Below are 18,624 nucleotides of genomic sequence, written 5' to 3'. Positions count from 1 at the left end.
TGCAGTTGTTTGTTCATCGAAATGAACCAAACCGCCCACATATCTCTTCAGTTGTATAACAATGTCAAATAGCGTCGAGACAATATCAACCGGATGCGCCCTAACTTGCTGGCGCGCCCCGCCTCAAATGCCTCAGATGTTGTCTGCGTCTCGTTTCCGTCCGTCTGCGTTGTCGCGTCTGTCTGGCCCGTCTGGCGCCCCGTTAGTGCATCTCTGCGCTGCCGGTGAAGGGGGTTCTAAGGTTACTCGCAGATAGCCGCAACCCCTTTTTTTCGAAAATCGCATCTTTTTTAATTTTTCCAGATTTTCCATTGTTTTTCCGTTAGTTACCTAAAGTCAGTTTCAAAAATGATGGCGCAAACGAAACAAAATTGCGCGCGCAGTCACGCAAGATATGCAGTTGCAGCATTTATCCACAGAACTTCCCACAGCAGACAAGCAAAATGGCCATAGGCAGCGCAGTTTGGGATGGAATCGGCAGCAAGGGCGAGTCGGGGTTGCGCCCCTGCCCGCTTTGGGGTGTCAGGTCCGAGCCATGCGCCGACGGGGTTTCAACCGCATCAGCAACAGACCAAGGATTACGCCGAGATAAACGAGCGGTTCGATCTGAAACCCTTTGGCCAGCATAACAAAATGCACGGCTCCAAGGATTGCCACGGCATAGGTGGCTTTATGCAGAGAGCGCCAGCGCGGCCCCAGCCGACGCACGGACAGATTGTTGGACGTCAGTGCCAGCGGCACCATTAGGACGAATCCCACCATACCAATGGTGATATAGGGGCGCTTTAGGATGTCGGCCCAGATTTGCGCAAGAATCTGAACATCCAGAACCAGCCAAACCAGCAAGTGCAAGAAGATGTATAAGAATGTCAGCAATCCGATGGCGCGCCGGAACTTGAACAGGTTGAGCCCTAGATGCCGTCGCAGCGGAGTGATCGCAAGCGTCAGAATCAACAACTGAAGCCCACGCTCACCCAGCGCATGCTCCATCACTTTGACCGGATCAACGCCAAGCCAACCATTCACCCCCTGCCAGAGAAGCCACGCAGGATAGATGGCGCCCAAAACATAGAGCGGCCATGTCGGCGTCTTCCTCAAAAAGCTGTTGATATAATCCATATCTAGGCGCAGCAGCTTTCGCCGTCTTGAATTGGGGGACAAGGCACGGTTCCATACGAGCAGAAGACGCAGCAATCCCCCTCTCTAGGTTTCAGAATCACATTGCACGACGGACACTCCAGAAACCACTGACACGCATCCGTTGGCATATCATGGGTTTCGCTGTGTCCGCATTCTGGGCATGTGAGTGTGCTTCGGGTTTCAGCCATCAATAGTTCTTTCTCAAGTCCATGCCATCATAAAGCTTGGCAACCTGATCTTCGTAGCCATTAAACATCAGCGTTGGCTGGCGTTCGGCAAACAGGCCGCCGCCGATGACACGCTCTGAGGCTTGCGACCAGCGCGGGTGATCAACGGTCGGGTTCACATTACTGTAGAATCCATACTCACTGCCAATCGCCGTGTTCCACGTGGTCGGCGGCTCTTGGTCCGTCAAGGTGATGCGCACAATCGACTTGATCGACTTAAACCCATACTTCCACGGCACGACCAATCGTATGGGCGCGCCGTTTTGATTAGGAATCGTCTTACCATAGATACCTGTCGCCATCAGGGTCAACGGATGCATGGCCTCGTCCAGGCGCAGACCTTCGACATATGGCCAAGGCAATACCGGGCGTTTTTGACCGATCATCTCTTCGGGGCGCACAAGGGTTTCAAAGGCCACGTGTTTTGCGCCTTCCTTTACACCCGCCATTTGCAATAGATCAGCCAGCTCGAATCCGTTCCAAGGCACAATCATAGACCATGCCTCAACACAGCGGAATCGGTAGATGCGTTCTTCGATCGTCATCTTCGACAGGATGTCACCCAAGGCATAGTCACCGGGATTGTCGACCATGCCGTCAATCTTGATCGACCACGGGTCCGTCGTCAGCTTGTGTGCAAACCGTTTAGGGTCATCTTTACCAGTGCCGAACTCATAGAAATTATTGTACGAGGTGATTGTGTCCCAGTCATTGGGAACAAGATCCCCAGCGGCCTTGGCGCTTGAGCCCAAAGCACCGGCCAGCCCAACCCCAGCAAGACCGCCGATGATTTGCCGGCGGTTAAGGTAAACGCTTTGCGGGGTTACATCGGTGTGGGTCAGATCATTGGTCCATCGTTTGGCCATGCCGCTCTCCTGTTCATGTCGGTTTTCTTCGATCTAACCTCCCAAATCGCTACGGCCAAACCACAAAGACTCACGAAGCCGTGGTCGCGTTGAAACTTTTCCTTTGAGTAGTATCCAACTACCCACTTAATCCGCTTGCAAATCCCGGTTACAGTGGCCGTATTGGACAGGACATTGAACGCGAGATTATTGATGAGTACAGAACATAGCGCCGAGCACTCGGCTCCGAATTGGTTTGTCCCACCGGGTGAAGGAGACTTCTTTGCCGTCGTGGCAATCGTGATCCTTGTCGGGGCGCTTTATGGACTTGTCTACCTCTACGCCGCATTTGACCGCTGGGCCGAACACAAGTCGCAAGGCACACCGCTGGCAAAAACCATCCCAACGTTGCTTGCCATCGCATTATTGTACGAGCTTTTTCCGCTCGGGCATTTCCATATACTATTGCCGCTCAGTGCAATCCTAATTGCTCTCATGTCAGACTGGTCACGCTTCCACCTGAACTTTGATAAATCCGCGGTGCACATAGACGTACCAGAACTTGAATCCGACGATCTCTCGGACGCAAGCGAGGAGACCAAAGATGTTTGAGCTTATGGTCACCTCATTCCCGGCCGTCATTCAGTATTACCTGCTAAAACGGCGCGGCGAGTCCATGACCGTCTGGAACATGAAAACTGCCGTGTTCCTGTGGGCCATGATGGCGTTCGCTCTGTTCATGACGATCTTTTACTTCCACCCTAAAACCTATGCGGGCGTCGTGCCGTTTCGAACTGTTTCTGTTGTGGCTCAAACCTCGGGGCCTGTCACCGAAATCGCAGTGGAAAACGGACAGCGGGTAGAAGTAGGCGATCTGCTGTTTCGAATTGAGAATAGTGCTCAAAGAGCCGCTCTTGCGGAGGCCCAAGCTCAGCTCAATCTGTTGGATTCCGAGGAAGCTATTGCCAGGGACAACGAAATTGTTGCCCAGTCCGCAGTCGAAGAAGCAAATACTGACTTAAAACGGTTGGACGACGATCTGAAAGATGCGCAAACGCTCTTGCAACGTGGCGCAGGCACTGCCGACAATGTACTCGACTTGCAAGCCGAGGTCGCTGCAACACAGGCCGAACTGCGCGCCGCCGAAGCACAACTCGACCTTGCCCGGATTGAGATCAGTGAAAGTCTTCCGGCCAGAATCAAGGCGGCAGAAGCTGCAGTTGCTTCTGCGCAAACCGCCCTCGACTTCACTGAGGTCCACAGTTTGACTGGCGGTGAGGTCACTCAACTATCCCTCAACGTCGGCAGTCCTGCCACAACACTGGTCTTACGTCCTGCGATGATTATCATTCCAGACCGCGATACCGAGATACCCGTTCGTGTTGCCGCAGGGTTCAGCCAGGTTGCGGGTGACACGATTTATCCGGGGATGCCCGCCGAGATCGCATGTGAGAGCAATGCCAACCTGTTGTTCCGCAACTCGGTCATGCCGGCACATGTATATTCAGTCCAACCTGCTATTGCGACCGGACAAGTTCAGCCAGATTCACGCTTGCTGGACATGGGAGGTGCGACGCAAAGGGGCACTCTGATGGTATTGCTTAATCCGGTCTATAAAGAGCATGAGGACATGCTGATTGATGGCACGGGCTGCATCGTTCAGGCCTACACTGACAATATTGACGGATTCTTCGGCCACGTGGTGGCAGCAACGGGCATGATCAAGGCCGCCGGATTGCGCCTCAAAGTGTTTGGCTCAATCCTGTCGGGAATTGGTTTGTTGGGTGGTAGCGGGCACTGAGCCGCCGCGATCCGGCTATCAGGACCCGCCGGGCGCGTTATAGCTTGGGAATATCTTGTTCATAGGAACAGAACGCCCGTTCGGTTGCACCAGCCGGACGTGACGGCGGCGCAACTGGCGTGGCTCGCTAACACCAACCGAATGAGAAATGGTCTCAACTTCGTTGACGATGGATTTCGCATAGTTGGCAACGCGTTTGTATTTCTGTTCTGCCACCAATCCCTTTTGAAACCGAGGATCATGCGTGGTGATGCCCGTCGGACAGGTGTTCTTGTCGCATTTCAACGCTTGGATACAGCCCAGAGAGAACATGAAGCCCCGCGCGGAAACGACAAAGTCCGCACCCGCCGCCAAAGCCCAAGCCACGTCACCGGGATTCACCAGTTTGGCGCTAGAGATAATGCGAATGCGGTCGTTCAGACGGAACTCATCGCGAAGGTCCACCAGCAACGGAAGCGCTTCTCGAACCGGCATACCGACAAGGTCAATCAAAGGCATCGGAGCCGCGCCAGTGCCGCCTTCGCCCCCATCAATGGTGATAAAGTCCGGTGCTTGGTCCGGGCCGCGGCGGTCAATCGTCTCAAATAATTCACGGATGGCCTCTTCCGCCCCGACAACTGTCTTGATTCCTACGGGTTTGCCCGTCACTTCGCGGATATGGGCCAACATATCCAGAAGGTGGTCGAAATTGTCGATCTCTTTATGGCGGTTCGGAGAGATCCCATCCTGACCAACTTGCAAACCACGGATCGCGGCAATCTCTTCGGTGACTTTTTCGCCAGGCAGAATACCACCTTTGCCCGGCTTCGCCCCTTGGGCCATTTTCAACTCGAACATCTTGATCTGTTCTTTAGCCGCAACCTCGCGAAGTTTCTCATCGCTAAGATTGCCTGCTTCGTCCCGCACACCGAACTTGGCGGTTCCGATCTGATAGATAAGGTCACACCCGCTTTCGAGGTGAAACGGCGACACACCTCCTTCGCCCGTGTTCAGCCAAATGCCTGCCTTTTTCGCACCATGCGACAAGGCCTGAATTGCCGGTTTGGACAAGGCGCCATAACTCATGCCGGAGATATTAAAGAACGATGGGGCCTCATAGGGCATTCTGGCTGTTGGGCCTATCAACAAAGGTTGCGCAGCGGCAAACTGATCATCCAGTGGAGGAAAAGGGTCATTCACGAAAATGGGGGTGCCGACGACGTTCAGGTTTCTGGTCGACCCAAAGGCAACTGTATTGCTCTTGCCCGCACTGGCGCGGTCCACCCACTCTCTTTGCGCGCGGTTGAACGGCAGTTCTTCGCGGTCCATCGCAAAAAAGTATTGGCGGAAGAATTCGCCAAGCTCGCTAAAGAGATGCCGGAAACGACCGATCAATGGATAGTTCCTTCGGATCGCATCCCCGGTCTGCCAGCGATCAACAATGAACAGAACGGCCGCGACAATGGTTAAAATTCCAATCGCGGCGACAAACAGGACACCCAAAAAATCAACGACGCTTAGGGCAGTTTCCATTGACATATTCATATGTATTAACCTTTCGTTGACCTGCATCAAGGTTGCTTGCGGCTTGATGTCTAGACTGACCCCTGTTGTTTCCTGTCGCAAGTCACGATGCGGCCAAGTTTTCGAGAGGATAGATATGAAACACTTCTTTTTGGCTGCTGGCCTAGCTCTTACGACGGCCATTGCCGCTGTCGCTGACACTTCGGTGACCTATTCCGTGGATCAGGAGTTTGATGACGTCACCTTTGGTCTTGAGAGCGCGATCACTGACAGAGGCCTTGTTATTGACGCGGTCAGCCATGTCGGCGCCATGCTTGAGCGTACCAAGGAAGATGTCGGATCAGACGTGACAATCTTTGATCGCGCCGAAGTCTACTCATTCTGCTCAGCGGCAATCTCTCGCAAAGTGATGGAAGCGGACCCGATGAACCTGCAGTTTTGCCCCTATGGTATCTTCGTGATGCAGATGCCCGGAGAAGAAGGCAAAACCACCATTGGCTATCGGGTGATGCCCGAAGGTCCGATGCAAGAAGTTCAGATGATGCTGGATGAAATCGTCAAAGAGGCCATCAGCGAGTAAGTCGGTCGTCCAGCCGCACAATCCAAGGCTCGGGACATCATTTCCGAGCCTTCAAACCTACGCTTGCACACCTTTCAAGAAATCGGTTGGAATCGCTCACCTAACGGCTATGAATGGTCGGCATGAGACCGATGCCCAATGAACTGCCGAACTCTGATCTTGCCCGCGCGTCAGCGGTCTACCAATTGCTGTCGACCAATCCCGGCAAAGCCTGGAAAGAAGCCCGCGCTGCGCTCAAGGCACATCCCAATAGTGAACGCGTGCAATTTGTGGCCGGACTCGCACTGATCGCAAATGGCAAAAGATCCGAAGCCAGAGCCCATTTTGCCAATGCCATTAAACTCGGTACGCCTGACCCTGATGCCTATCTAAACCTCGCACAGCTTTCGGCCGAAACCGGACGTCTGGACTTTGCACTAGATGTCGTTGGTCGCGCAAAGAAGCGCTTTCCAGACGAGGTTCGCGTAGCACAGGCACGAGTGAATGCGCATCAAGCAGTCGGCGATCTGGCGGGTGCTCTCAGCGCGGTTGAGGCGGCACTGGCAGAGTTTCCAGAATCGTCGGACTTACATCTTCAACAAGGTCTTTTGCTGTCTGACTGCGGGAACCTTCTGCAAGCCATTGAAGCCTTAGAGACGCTGCTCAAAGACCACCCAGATCATGTTCTGTCCCTGATCAACCTTGGCCGGTTCTATGCCTACACAAACCAACCTTCACGGGCCTTGGAGATCACTGAACAAGCTTATTCCATGGCCCCCAAATCTCCCGCGGTGATTGAAAACCTTGCTATTCGTCGGCGGGAAAATGGAGATTTCAAAGGCGCAGAAACTCTGCTCACACAACTCGTCACGATGGACACGGAGTTTGCGGATGACGCCTTGCGGCAGCTCGCTGATATTATCTCGAAAGGGGACCTCGACACCCTTGAACAACAGGTTCAACTGCGCATGAAAAGAACCCGTGCGCCAGCACAGTTGGCCCAGATGGAATTTGCGCTGTCCGCCATTGCAAAGCGTCGCGGCGATGACGCCACTTTCGTAAAAACACTGAAACGCGCCAATAAGTATGTGTCAAAGCTTCGCCCTTATGACGCTCGGGGTGATTCACAGTCACACGCACGGTCCAGACAAAGCTATCAGGACTCTGATGTCGCGCCTGCGTCATCACCGGCTCTGCCCGCCGTACCCATTTTCATTGTTGGATTGCCCCGTTCGGGCACCACACTTTTGGAGCGCATGATTTCGATGTCGCCGCATGTGGCAGGCTTGGGTGAAGTAGCCTTGCTCAACCGGTTCTTCAGCGTCGAAGGCAATTTGAAAACAGCCTCTGCGGAAAGCCTGTCACAGCTGCGTGCGGACTATGCCAAGTATCAAACCTTTGCTGGCAGCACGGAGTACAGCGTCGATAAGATGCCCGTGAACTACATGCACCTTGGATGGATCAGAAAAACCTTCCCCGAAGCAAAAATTATCCTTTTGCGACGCGATCCCAAGGATTTGGCACTGTCTCTGTTCGAGAACTATTTCAACGACGCCGGACAGAATTTCTCGTTTGAAGAGGCTGGGATTCAGCACCGCATACAGTCGTTCGATCAGACTGTTTCAGAATGGAAAGAGCTGGGCGTCGAGTTTTTGGAACTGAACTACGAAGACCTTGTGAGCGCCTCCGAGGACAGCTTAAAAACAGTCTCGGCTTATTGTGGTGTTTCCTTTGATGACGCTATGCTCCGGCCTGAAGAGAATGAAGGCTCCATCAGGACTGTCAGCAGCGTGCAGGCTCGCAAAGGCATCAATCAGGACAGCATAAAGCGGTGGCAAAGGTATCCAGATTTGCTTCCAAAGATCTTCTGAACTCAGGCGGTTTTGGGAGACCAACCGCGCGGCTTAACAAGGCAAGTCTGAAACGAAGATCAACCGAACAAAAAAGCCCCAGGCTTTGGCCCGGGGCTTTCTCGTGTCTTCAATTTCTTTCGATCAATGCACGACGGCATCATCTGGTTTGGGATTGTCCGAGCTGCCCACCCGGTCACCGATAATCAACCCTTCGGCGCCTGCGGTGACGGGGACGATGTCGCCGTCCTTGATGTCGCCTGACAACAGCCCCTCTGCTAGAGGGTTTTGCAGCGCGCGTTGGATCACGCGCTTCAGGGGGCGCGCACCAAAGACAGGGTCATAGCCTTCATCAGCCAGCCACTTCTTGGCATCTTCATCCAGCGTGATCTCGATCTTGCGACCTGCCAGCCGTTTGCGCAGGCGGGCGAGTTGGATGTCGACGATGCCGTCCATGTCCGCGCGGGCAAGACGGTCGAAGATGATCGTCTCGTCCAGACGGTTCAGGAACTCGGGTCGGAAGTGGGCACGCACAGCGTCCATCACGTCGCGACGGGCGTCTGCGGCATCCGCACCTTCGGGCAATTGGCTCAACGCCTGTGACCCTAGGTTCGACGTCAGGATGATCAGCGTCTGCTTGAAGTCGACAGTGCGGCCTTGACCATCGGTCAGCACGCCATCGTCCAAAACCTGCAATAGCACGTTGAAGACATCCGGGTGCGCCTTTTCGACCTCGTCAAACAGCACCACCTGATAGGGACGACGCCGCACGGCTTCGGTGAGAACCCCACCTTCGTCGTAGCCAACATAACCCGGAGGCGCGCCGATCAGACGGGCGACGGCGTGTTTCTCCATGAACTCGGACATGTCGATGCGGACCATCGCATTATCGTCGTCAAACAGGAACTCAGCCACAGCCTTGGTCAACTCGGTTTTACCCACACCCGTTGGCCCGAGAAACAGGAACGACCCCAGCGGGCGGTTCTCATCATTCAAGCCTGCACGCGCACGGCGGACGGCGTTCGAAAGCGCTGTGACAGCTGAGTTTTGGCCGATGACACGAGCGTGCAGGTCATCTTCCATCCGAAGCAGTTTCTCGCGCTCACCTTCGAGCATTTTCGAGGTCGGGATACCGGTCCAGCGTTCGACCACGAGCGCGATCTGTTCCGGGCGCACAGCCTCTTCGATGGCCATCTCGGACCCAGCCTGTTCGGCTTCTTCCAGCTTTTTCTCAAGCTCAGGGATAACGCCGTAGGAGAGTTCCCCAGCCTTGGCCAGATTGCCTTCGCGTTTGGCGATTTCCAACTCAGCACGGGCCTGATCGAGGTGCTCTTTGAGGTCGCGGGCCGAAGCCAGTTTGTCCCGGCCGGCCTGCCACGCGGCCGTCATTTCCGAAGACTTGTCCTGCAGGTCAGCAAGGTCCTTCTGCAGGGTTTCCAGACGGTCCTTGGAGGCCTGATCGTCCTCGAGTTTCAGCGCCTCTTCTTCGATCTGCAATTGCAGGATCTGGCGGTCGAGTGCATCAAGCTCTTCGGGCTTGGAATCCACTTCCATCCGCAAACGCGACGCGGCCTCATCCACGAGGTCAATGGCCTTGTCCGGCAAGAAACGATCGGTGATATAGCGTTGCGACAGAGTCGAGGCCGCTACCAGCGCAGAATCCGAGATACGCACACCGTGGTGGAGTTCGTATTTCTCTTTGATCCCACGCAGGATTGAGATGGTGTCCTCAACCGTGGGTTCTTCGATAATCACCGGCTGGAACCGACGGGCCAGAGCGGCGTCTTTTTCCACGTACTTGCGGTATTCATCCAGCGTGGTCGCACCGATACAGTGCAGCTCCCCGCGCGCAAGCGCCGGCTTGATGAGGTTCGCGGCATCCATCGCGCCTTCGGATTTACCCGCGCCTACAAGAGTGTGCATCTCGTCGATAAAAAGGATGATTTCACCAGCGGCCTCGGTGACTTCGGTCAGAACCGCCTTGAGCCGTTCTTCGAATTCACCGCGGTACTTCGCGCCAGCAATCAGCGCACCCATGTCGAGGGCGAGCAGTTTCTTGTTTTTCAGGGATTCTGGCACGTCGCCATTGACGATACGCAGGGCCATGCCTTCGGCAATCGCAGTTTTACCGACGCCGGGCTCACCGATCAGGACAGGGTTATTCTTGGTCCGGCGCGACAGAACCTGCATGGCCCGACGAATTTCATCGTCTCGGCCGATAATGGGGTCGATTTTGCCTTCAGCGGCCGCTTCGGTCAGATCACGCGCGTATTTCTTAAGCGCATCATAACCTTCTTCGGCGCTCGCAGAGTCCGCAGTACGTCCTTTACGGATATCATTGATCGCGGCATTCAGCGCTTGTGCATTCACCGCACCCGCCTCAAGCGCGTCCTTGGCTTTGGATTTCACCATCACCAAGGCCATCAGGATACGTTCTACAGGAACAAAGCTATCGCCAGCTTTCTTGGCCAGTTTTTCAGCTTCCCCCAAGACTTTGGCGGTGGTGTTCTCAAGATAGGGCTGGCCAGTATCGCCGCTGACTTGCGGGATTTTTGCCATCGCAACTTCGATGGCTTCGCGCACGCGTTCGGGCGCGCCACCGGCACGAGTGATGAGATTGGCGGCTAGGCCTTGCTCATCGTCCATCAGGGCTTTCAACAAATGTTCCGGGACCAACCGTTGATGGTTTTCCCGCATGGCGATCGTCTGTGCAGCTTGAATGAAACCGCGCGACCGCTCCGTGAACTTCGATAAGTCCATCGTCTTCTCCTTCTATAAGCGCCCGTTTCAAATGGTGCCCGCTAGGCGGCACACCGTGGTTTGGGCCTCGGACCAAATGTGGCAATTGAACCGACGACGTTCAAGGATCGAGATCAAAAATGACCGCTGTTTTGCGCAAAAAAAGCCACAAAGTCCCGGTAGTTTTTGAGCATCGAGCAATACCGACACCAACAGATCGGGAATCACATGTACGTAAATGCTATAGAAATAACGGAAATTCCGTCAGAAGAGACCCCAGAGCGCGCGCAAGCCAGCGTCGCCTTTCTCTCGTACGAACGTCAGATACAGGTTGTGTGCGACCTGCGCGAGGCGCCAGCAGCGGCGACCTTCAAACGCAAAGTCGCCCTGATGCGTGACGCCCTGCGACAGCTTAAGCGAATGCCAGAGTTCCGCGCAGGTCGTGCTGTTTTGGAATTCCAGCCGGGAATTTTGCCGGAAGGCGCCCAGGCATAAGCATCTGGACAGAGGCAGGCCCGCAGCGCAGAGTCGGGCCATGTCTCATCTATCTGATATCCGCGCCCGGTCGACGTGGCGTGACCTTGTAGAAGGTCAGCCGCAACATCTTGCGTTCGCGGTCTTGCTGACTGCTGGCGCACTTTATTTTCTGATACCCCCGGTAGAAGGATCCGGTCTGTTGTGGCTGGACGCACGCCAATGGGCGGTGTTGTCGATTGCACTGGCAATTGCCCATCAGGTCATCGTGGCCTTCGTGTTCCGCACTCAATTGCATCTTAATCTCGTCTCGCGGCTGCTTGGGGATGACGACATTCGGCGCTGGACCCTGCTATTCATACCTTTTTTAGTACTGCGCCCCATCACCGTGATTATGACAGGCTGGGCCGACACGGTTCCGATTGGCTTGCCACCAGCCGTGCAGTGGATCGTCGGGGCGTTCTTGGTCGCATTAGCAATTGTCACGATGCACTCGGTTCTCAAACATTTCACCATCCGCCGCGCCGTTGGTGGCGATCATTTCCGCGATGAGATCGCAGCCATGCCAATGGTGCGCGAAGGAATGTTCAAATTCACCGACAACGCCATGTACGGGATCGTCTTTGGCGGACTTTGGGGAATTGCGTTGATGTTCAACAGTTGGAATGCTCTGGTCCTGGCGCTGTTCCAGCACGCCTATATCTGGGTGCATATGTATTGCACCGAAAAACCGGACATGGAGTGGATCTATGGCACCCGCTAAGGGTTGTCGCGCGAGGCCCTGACCGTTAGAACGCGACAGATTTCAGCCCCGGAGAATGATATGACCGCAGATGACCGCCTGATCGTCGCCCTTGACGTGCCCAATGCCCTAGAAGGGCTGAAGCTGGCCGAAACCCTTGGCGACGCGGTGTCGTTCTACAAGATTGGTCTGGGGATGCTAACCGGTGGCGGGCTGGCGCTGGCCAATGAGCTGAAGGGCGAGCGTGGCAAGCGTATCTTTTTGGATATGAAACTGTTTGATATCGGTGCAACCGTTGAAGCGGCGGTGCATGGGTTGGCACAGTTCGATCTGGATTTCCTGACCGTGCATGGAGACCCATATGTTGTGAAAGCAGCCAAAGAAGGTGCGGCAGGCAAGGATCTGAAAATCCTCGGCGTCACTATCCTGACCTCGTTGGATCGCGCTGATCTGGACGGCGCGCTGATCAAGCCCGGTGAGATCAAGGATCTGGTACAGGAACGTGCGGGCAAAGCCTTTGAGGCCGGCGCCGACGGTGTCATTGCTTCGCCGCAAGAGGCGGCAATGATCCGCGCGCTACCCGAGAGCGCAGGGCGCTTGATCGTAACGCCCGGCGTGCGCCCGACAGGCGCTGCATTGGGTGACCAGAAACGAGTAGCGACACCCGCCAGCGCCATTTCAGATGGTGCGGACCATATCGTGGTCGGCCGCCCTGTCTGGCAGGCGCAAAACCCACGAACGGCGGCCGAGTCGATTGTGGCGGAACTGGCAGCACTCTAAAGACCGCATGGGGGCTCTGCCCCCAAACCCTAGAAGTATTTTTACCAAAATGAAGAGGCTAAGGTGACTGGCTGGCGAGGTAATCTGCCAGGCGTTGCTGAAATTGGGGAATAGCCTTGTGACGGGTGAGATAGTCGTGCGGAGCAATCAACTCATAGCGCTGCCCCTCATCGCCAAGGCGGATCTCAGAGGCGACTTCCTCCGGGAGATGCGCGACAAAGAACCAAAACGCATGGCCTTTGTGCTGGTATAGACGTCCCCAGCAAACTGCAGTTTCATGAACGCTAAGCCCCACTTCTTCGCGGGTTTCGCGCAACGCGCATTGCAGGCCAGTTTCATTACCTTCTCACCCACCACCTGGCAGGTCCCAGTGGGCAGGCCAGGGGATATCCGGCTTGTCATCGCGTAGGATGGTCACCAAACGGCTCCTGACAAAAAGTGCCAGTTTTGCCCCGTGAAAGTCAGTGTCGTCCTGCCTGTCAAATGTTACACTCATACCTGAACCATCCCGTATCGAGGGCCCAAATGCCAGCGCTGTGTCGTGATTGCCTGACCCAATTCAAAACCGAGGCGCGCTGTCCCGGCTGTGGGTCGTTGCGTATATCACGGCATCCTGAGCTGTTTGATCTGTCTATCGCACATATGGACTGCGATGCGTTTTACGCCAGCGTCGAAAAGCGCGATGACCCCGAGATACGCGACAAGCCGGTCATCATTGGCGGTGGACGGCGAGGTGTGGTTTCAACGGCTTGCTACGTCGCGCGGATTCGCGGCGTGCGCTCGGCCATGCCGATGTTTCAGGCACTAAAGCTCTGCCCGGACGCCGTGGTCATCAAGCCCCGCATGTCGCTCTATGTCGAGATCAGCCGTGAAATTCGCAAGATGATGGATGAGTTGACGCCAGATGTGGAACCCTTGTCGCTGGACGAGGCCTTTATGGACCTGACGGGCACCAAAAAGCTGCACGGGCGCCCACCTGCGGTGATGTTGGCGCGGCTGGTCAAACGCATGAAGGATGAGTTGGGGCTGACGGGCTCAATTGGCCTGAGCCATAACAAGTTTCTTGCCAAGGTGGCCTCAGACCTTGAAAAACCGCGAGGTTTCAGCGTCATCGGCAAAGCGGAAACCGCCGAGTTTCTTCACGACAAACCTGTGCGGTTGATCTGGGGCATCGGGCCCGTGGCGCAGGAGACTTTGGACAAAGCCGGCATTCATACCTTTGCTGACCTGTTGCGATGGGATCAAGAGGATCTCACGGCGCGGTTTGGGTCGATGGGGTATCGCCTTTGGCACCTCGCACGAGGGCAGGACAAACGTCGCGTTTCGGCCCATACACCGATCAAATCCATCAGCAATGAAACGACGTTTTTTGAGGATACCGGCAATTCGGACATTCTGGATGGCCACCTCTGGCGTCTTTCGGAAAAAGTATCGGACCGGGCCAAAGCCCAGCGCAAAGCCGGGCGGGTTGTGACGTTAAAACTGAAACGCGCAAACCACAGCTTGATTTCACGTCGGGTGGCGTTGCGAGATGCAACACAAATGGCGGATACCTTGTACAGCACAGCCCGCGGCCTGTTTGATCAAGTTGGTAATCAGGGCCCCTATCGACTAATCGGCGTTGGCTTGTCGGACCTAGTCACGGAAGAAAACGCGGATTTGTCAGCGGACCTTTTGGACCCACAAGCCGCCAAACGTCGCGAAGCGGAACGCGCAACAGACGCGATCCGGGAACGCTTTGGGTCGGACGCGATCCTCAAAGGACGCGCGATGCGGTAGGGTTTATTCGGCAGCGAGGCTTTGGCGAGGCATTCCAATCGCGATGATGTCGCGGATTACCGACGCGAGTCGCGCGCGGACTGCTTCGAAATCAGAGCGTGGTTCGATCGTGTCTTCGTTCATATAGAGGGAGCGGTCGATCTCAATCTGGATCGCATGCTGTTTGCGCGCAGGACGGCCGTAATGCTGGGTGACATAAGCCCCGGCAAAAGGCGCATTGCGCGACACCTCAAACCCGGCACTGGCAAAGGCCGCCTCGATCTCATCCACGATATCGGTCTCAGCGCTGGCCCCAAACCTGTCACCCAGAACCACCTCGGGACGCTTGGCCCCGGCGCGCACCATCGTATCGAGCGCTTCATGTGGCATGGAATGGCAATCAATCAGAATCGCGCGCCCAAAACCGGCACGGGTCTCGTCCAACAGCGACTGCAGGCGTGCGTGATAGGGGCGCCAATAGGCATCAATCCTGCGGTTGGCCTCGTCCAGAGCCATCTTGCCATGATAAATTGGCCGCCCATGTGCCACCACGCGGGGAATCACACCCAGCCCCGAGGCCACCCTCGGATTGTTCACCGGGCGCCTCACGCCACGGATCAAGGCCGGGTCCAGTTCATCAGCGGCGCGGTTGAGATCCAGAAAGGCTCTGGGCGCTTCGGCGACGAGAAACGGCGCGCCAAATTCTGGTGCCGCCGCGAACAGCTTGTCCACATAGGCATCCTCGGACGAGCGAATCGTCTGCGCGTTCAGCAATGTGCGTCGCAGGAACCACTCCGGGTAGTCGCAACCGCTGTGCGGCGAGGCGAAAACCACGGAAGATGTCTGACATTCCGGTCGCAACAGGCTATAGGCTTGCTTGGGCATCTGCTCTCCAATTCAAGGATGAGTGTAGCGCAAAAAATTACCTTGTCGAAAGGTCTTGAACCCCGCGCCGACTCCTTTTATAGACGCCGCTACCGGCGCGGTCATTCGCGCCCCCTTTTGTTTGGGGAGGTGTGATCGGGCAGGCCAGAGTGGGCGATTAGCTCAGCGGTAGAGCACTTCGTTGACATCGAAGGGGTCACAAGTTCGATCCTTGTATCGCCCACCATGATTATTCACTGCCCCGTTTTCGGGGCGCCCGTTAACCCGGCGCTCGCGCGCCACGACCGAAAGGAGAGGACGATGAAAGTCAAGAACTCGCTCCGCTCGCTGAAGAACCGGCACCGTGATTGCCGCGTGGTACGTCGCAAAGGCCGCGTCTACGTGATCAACAAGACGCAACGCCGCTTCAAGGCACGTCAGGGCTAAACCCCGACGCATAGCGTTACGATGAAAGGCCGCCTTCTGGGCGGCTTTTTGCTTTTTGGAATGGCGTACACGGCGACGTCTTTTTGCCTTAGCTTATTCCGAGAATGCCCTTAGACTTGCCACCAAGTCACAACCAAGAGACCTCCATGAAAAAGACCTTAGTCACCATCCTGTCGTTGCTCGTCGTAGGGGCCGCACATGCGGGCTGCCCCGGTTACACGGATGAAGAGCTCTTGATGGAGAACTACGGCGACGACCGGCATGTGCGTTCCGCGTCGTCACCTCAGTGGCTGGAAGCGGTCGGGAAGTTTGTCCATGTCAAAAACCCCCAATGGCAATTGGATCAAGGCGACGAGAAAGAATTCGAGATCTGCTCGGTCTCTCTGGTCAGCGACACGGTCGGAGGGGACGGTCAAATTATCGTCGGCGCGGGTCATTGTGTCGTCCAGTGGGTCAGCGGGTTCAACAGGAAGGAAAGCTCATATATTGACGCATTGCGCGCCACGACTTCCGGCAAGCATTGGGAAAGTGACACGGTTTACGACTGGGATTTTCGCGAGGAAAACACTGCCGTCATCTTTACCTCACAGACCGGAGAAGTTGTGAAGCGCCGTCTTGAAGAGATTTTTTTCGCAGAAACCGACCGGGGCGACTATTTCATTGGCAAACTTGACGACCCGATCTCCTACCGACAAATCAAACCTCTTTTGAATGCCCCGGCGGACTACAGCGACTTGCTGGATCAGGATGAGTTTCCTGGCGCCTTTGCAACCATGGCCGGGTTCAGCCGGGACAGTGGACGGGGGCAAAACGGTAAGGTCATGACCTATGACGTTTGCAACCTGGCAGGCGGCCAAAATGGCCTCAAGATGGGGCATTGCTACACGTATGGCGGTGCGTCTGGAGGCGCGACTGCGGTCACGGTGGACCTGAGGAACGCCAACAGAGAGAACGCGGAGTTCTGGGTCGAGTATTTCGAAGAAACGCTCAACGGCAGGTTTGAGCAAAAGGAGTATACCTTCTGGGTCGGCAACATCGTTGGATCACGCTGCTCGCAAGCAAAAGAAAACAGAACGTTTTTTACCGAAAGCACGCATCACACGCGCCTCTTAGACGCCATTTTGCTGGATCATCGGTGATCTCATGCCAGACGACGTAAGCATTGCACGCGCGCTTCATGTGCTGGGCGTGGTCGTTTGGATCGGCGGCGTGGCCTTTGTGACGCTGGTTCTGCTGCCAGCGGTCAAGCGAATGAAATCTCCCGAGGACCGCGTCGCCTTTTTTGAAGACGTCGAAGGACGGTTTGCGTCCATCGCCCGTTGGGCCACTGTATTGGTGGGGCTGAGCGGGCTCTACATGATCTATGTCTGGGATATGTGGTTCCGGTTTCTGGTGCCGTCGAACTTTTGGATGCATCTGATGGTGGCGGTTTGGGCTGTTTTTACCGTGATGCTGTTCATCGCCGAACCCCTGTTCCTACATCGTTGGTTCAATGAATGCGCAAAGAGCAAGCCAGAACAAACCTTTCGCATCATTCAACGCATGCATTGGGTGTTGCTAACAATCAGCCTTATCACCGTGGTGGTGGCCACCGCAGGCACTCATGGCGGGTTTTCCTTTTAGGCAGAGGAAAGGCAGGGAACCCCCTGCCCTACGCCTTGATCTTTGAGCGGGGCCTAGGCTTCCATCTGGAAACCCGGTGTAGACTGCGAAATCTCCACCTCTTCGTCGCTCATCCCCTCTGGGATGCCGTCAAACAGCGGGGTTGAGAGATAGCGCTCGCCAGTATCTGGCAACATGACGAGGATATTGGACCCTTCGGCAGCATCCTTGGCAACGTCCATGGCCGCGGCAAAAGTGGCTCCGGCTGAAATTCCTGTAAAGATACCTTCCTCAGAAGCCAAACGGCGTGACCAAGCGATGCCATCGGGTCCGGGAACCTTAATGAGACCATCTGTGAAACCCTTATCCAGTGCCTCTTGCAGCACGTGAGGGATAAAGTCTGGCGTCCAGCCCTGAATTGGGTGCGGTTCAAAGGACGGGTGACTTTCAGTCGCTTGGTTATTGGCGTTGCGAGTGTTGATATAGCCTGATGAGACCAGAGCGGCGTTGGCCGGTTCGGCCAGAATAATCTTGGTGTCGGGGCTCTCGGCGCGCAGCACACGCCCCACGCCAGCAACAGTGCCGCCGGTGCCATACCCGGTCACCAGGTAGTCGAGGCTTTCACCGGCAAAATCACCAAGGATTTCACGCGCGGTTGTATGCTCATGAATATCCGCATTGTCAGCCGTTTCAAATTGGCTGGCGAGGAACCACCCGTTCTTTTCCGCCAGCTCAAGCGCTTTGGAGTACATCCCGAAACCTTTTTCACCTTTGGGCGTCAGCACAACTTTGGCGCCGAGAAACCGCATCAGGCGACGACGCTCGACCGAGAAGGCCTCGGACATGGTGATGACCAGAGGATATCCCTTTGCGGCACAGACCATCGCAAGACCGATACCAGTGTTACCTGACGTGGCCTCGACCACCGTTTGACCCGGTTTTAGGCGGCCATCTCGCTCGGCTGCTTCGATGATGTTAAGGGCCAGCCGATCCTTGACCGATCCGGCGGGGTTGAACGCCTCAAACTTCACAAAGACATTCACATGTTCTGGAGCAATTCGGTTGATACGGATCGTCGGTGTGTCGCCGACTGTATCCAAGACGCTATCGTAGCGTTGACCACGTCCTTGTGTTTGTCTGATCGTCATTGGTCTATCCTTCTGGAATCCCTTAGGGGCGCACTTTCTCTCTCGCGCGACCAACCAAACAACGATTTCCCGAAAATACTAGACCTGACACATCCCATAGGGAAAAAATCACGACAAAATTCCACCAACTGGAACACCATCCCAG

20 protein-coding genes and 1 tRNA gene are annotated in these 18,624 nt (G+C 55.6%); 12 read left to right on the top strand and 9 right to left on the bottom strand.

Annotated features, from left to right (window positions below; translation table 11 throughout):
* Positions 1-522 precede the first annotated feature (522 nt).
* From msrQ to msrP, 3 genes are read right to left on the bottom strand one after another with little or no spacing between them, the layout of a single operon-like run.
* Positions 523-1,119, bottom strand: a complete 597-nt coding sequence (gene msrQ, locus Q0932_RS03155) for a protein-methionine-sulfoxide reductase heme-binding subunit MsrQ (RefSeq protein WP_299349625.1) — start codon at positions 1,117-1,119, stop codon at positions 523-525.
* 2 nt (positions 1,120-1,121) lie between these two features.
* Positions 1,122-1,328, bottom strand: coding sequence for a GDCCVxC domain-containing (seleno)protein (locus Q0932_RS03150; protein WP_299349623.1), 207 nt, complete (start codon positions 1,326-1,328; stop codon positions 1,122-1,124).
* Positions 1,328-2,233 carry a protein-methionine-sulfoxide reductase catalytic subunit MsrP gene (gene msrP / locus Q0932_RS03145; RefSeq protein WP_299349621.1) on the bottom strand — a complete coding sequence of 302 codons (906 nt, stop codon included), beginning with the start codon at positions 2,231-2,233 and terminating at the stop codon, positions 1,328-1,330. Before msrP ends, Q0932_RS03150 begins: the two co-directional genes overlap by 1 nt.
* A 192-nt stretch (positions 2,234-2,425) precedes the next feature.
* On the opposite strand from msrP, the gene Q0932_RS03140 reads away from it, so the two are divergent.
* Entirely contained in the window at positions 2,426-2,824 is a 399-nt protein-coding gene (locus Q0932_RS03140; RefSeq protein WP_299349619.1) for a hypothetical protein, read from the top strand.
* A complete protein-coding gene (locus tag Q0932_RS03135) occupies positions 2,817-4,013 on the top strand; it encodes a biotin/lipoyl-binding protein (protein ID WP_299349618.1) in 1,197 nt (398 codons plus the stop codon). The genes Q0932_RS03140 and Q0932_RS03135 overlap by 8 nt, the downstream gene beginning before the upstream one ends.
* An 18-nt stretch (positions 4,014-4,031) precedes the next feature.
* Here Q0932_RS03135 and Q0932_RS03130 read toward each other — a convergent pair whose 3' ends face one another.
* Complete coding sequence (locus tag Q0932_RS03130; protein WP_299349617.1) at positions 4,032-5,525, bottom strand: FMN-binding glutamate synthase family protein; 1,494 nt, start codon at positions 5,523-5,525, stop codon at positions 4,032-4,034.
* Positions 5,526-5,652: 127 nt separating this feature from the next.
* On the opposite strand from Q0932_RS03130, the gene Q0932_RS03125 reads away from it, so the two are divergent.
* A complete protein-coding gene (locus Q0932_RS03125; protein WP_299349615.1) occupies positions 5,653-6,096 on the top strand; it encodes a DUF302 domain-containing protein in 444 nt (147 codons plus the stop codon).
* A gap of 122 nt (positions 6,097-6,218) precedes the next feature.
* Complete coding sequence (locus Q0932_RS03120; RefSeq protein ID WP_299349613.1) at positions 6,219-7,946, top strand: tetratricopeptide repeat-containing sulfotransferase family protein; 1,728 nt, start codon at positions 6,219-6,221, stop codon at positions 7,944-7,946.
* 123 nt (positions 7,947-8,069) lie between these two features.
* Here Q0932_RS03120 and clpB read toward each other — a convergent pair whose 3' ends face one another.
* Entirely contained in the window at positions 8,070-10,685 is a 2,616-nt protein-coding gene (clpB, locus tag Q0932_RS03115; protein WP_299349611.1) for an ATP-dependent chaperone ClpB, read from the bottom strand.
* 207 nt (positions 10,686-10,892) lie between these two features.
* Here clpB and Q0932_RS03110 point away from each other — a divergent pair, with 207 nt between their 5' ends.
* Genes Q0932_RS03110 through pyrF form a run of 3 tightly spaced genes read left to right on the top strand, consistent with a single transcriptional unit; the run spans position 10,893 to position 12,660 of the window.
* Positions 10,893-11,159, top strand: coding sequence for a hypothetical protein (locus Q0932_RS03110; protein WP_299349609.1), 267 nt, complete (start codon positions 10,893-10,895; stop codon positions 11,157-11,159).
* 40 nt (positions 11,160-11,199) lie between these two features.
* A complete protein-coding gene (locus Q0932_RS03105) occupies positions 11,200-11,901 on the top strand; it encodes a methyltransferase (protein WP_299349607.1) in 702 nt (233 codons plus the stop codon).
* A 60-nt stretch (positions 11,902-11,961) separates the two neighbouring features.
* Positions 11,962-12,660, top strand: a complete 699-nt coding sequence (pyrF, locus tag Q0932_RS03100; RefSeq protein ID WP_299349605.1) for an orotidine-5'-phosphate decarboxylase — start codon at positions 11,962-11,964, stop codon at positions 12,658-12,660.
* A gap of 58 nt (positions 12,661-12,718) precedes the next feature.
* On the opposite strand, the gene Q0932_RS20525 is transcribed toward pyrF, so the two are convergent.
* A complete protein-coding gene (locus tag Q0932_RS20525) occupies positions 12,719-12,988 on the bottom strand; it encodes an NUDIX domain-containing protein (RefSeq protein WP_366141377.1) in 270 nt (89 codons plus the stop codon).
* An 18-nt stretch (positions 12,989-13,006) separates the two neighbouring features.
* A complete protein-coding gene (locus tag Q0932_RS20520) occupies positions 13,007-13,156 on the bottom strand; it encodes a hypothetical protein (RefSeq protein ID WP_366141375.1) in 150 nt (49 codons plus the stop codon).
* Between the two features lie 29 nt (positions 13,157-13,185).
* On the opposite strand from Q0932_RS20520, the gene Q0932_RS03090 reads away from it, so the two are divergent.
* Entirely contained in the window at positions 13,186-14,439 is a 1,254-nt protein-coding gene (locus Q0932_RS03090; protein ID WP_299349603.1) for a DNA polymerase IV, read from the top strand.
* 3 nt (positions 14,440-14,442) lie between these two features.
* Here the strand turns inward: Q0932_RS03090 and Q0932_RS03085 are convergent, their stop codons facing one another.
* Positions 14,443-15,303 carry an N-formylglutamate amidohydrolase gene (locus Q0932_RS03085; protein ID WP_299349601.1) on the bottom strand — a complete coding sequence of 287 codons (861 nt, stop codon included), beginning with the start codon at positions 15,301-15,303 and terminating at the stop codon, positions 14,443-14,445.
* A gap of 151 nt (positions 15,304-15,454) precedes the next feature.
* Between Q0932_RS03085 and Q0932_RS03080 the strand changes: the two genes are divergently transcribed.
* The 4 genes from Q0932_RS03080 (at position 15,455) to Q0932_RS03065 (ending at position 17,352) form a co-directional block, all read left to right on the top strand.
* A tRNA-Val gene (locus Q0932_RS03080) sits at positions 15,455-15,529 on the top strand.
* A gap of 74 nt (positions 15,530-15,603) precedes the next feature.
* Positions 15,604-15,729: a type B 50S ribosomal protein L36 gene (gene ykgO / locus Q0932_RS03075; protein WP_008562923.1), complete on the top strand. Its 126-nt coding sequence runs from the start codon at positions 15,604-15,606 to the stop codon at positions 15,727-15,729.
* Positions 15,730-15,875: 146 nt separating this feature from the next.
* Positions 15,876-16,868, top strand: a complete 993-nt coding sequence (locus tag Q0932_RS03070) for a hypothetical protein (protein WP_299349597.1) — start codon at positions 15,876-15,878, stop codon at positions 16,866-16,868.
* A 4-nt stretch (positions 16,869-16,872) separates the two neighbouring features.
* Positions 16,873-17,352 carry a hypothetical protein gene (locus Q0932_RS03065; RefSeq protein ID WP_299349595.1) on the top strand — a complete coding sequence of 160 codons (480 nt, stop codon included), beginning with the start codon at positions 16,873-16,875 and terminating at the stop codon, positions 17,350-17,352.
* Between the two features lie 53 nt (positions 17,353-17,405).
* Here the strand turns inward: Q0932_RS03065 and Q0932_RS03060 are convergent, their stop codons facing one another.
* Positions 17,406-18,479, bottom strand: a complete 1,074-nt coding sequence (locus Q0932_RS03060; protein ID WP_299349593.1) for a pyridoxal-phosphate dependent enzyme — start codon at positions 18,477-18,479, stop codon at positions 17,406-17,408.
* Between the last annotated feature and the right edge of the window lie 145 nt (positions 18,480-18,624).

This window comes from uncultured Shimia sp., from assembly GCF_947498095.1.
Lineage (GTDB): Bacteria > Pseudomonadota > Alphaproteobacteria > Rhodobacterales > Rhodobacteraceae > Shimia.
The sequence above is the reverse complement of the archived record's forward strand: the minus strand, read 5'-3'. Positions and strand labels throughout refer to the sequence as shown.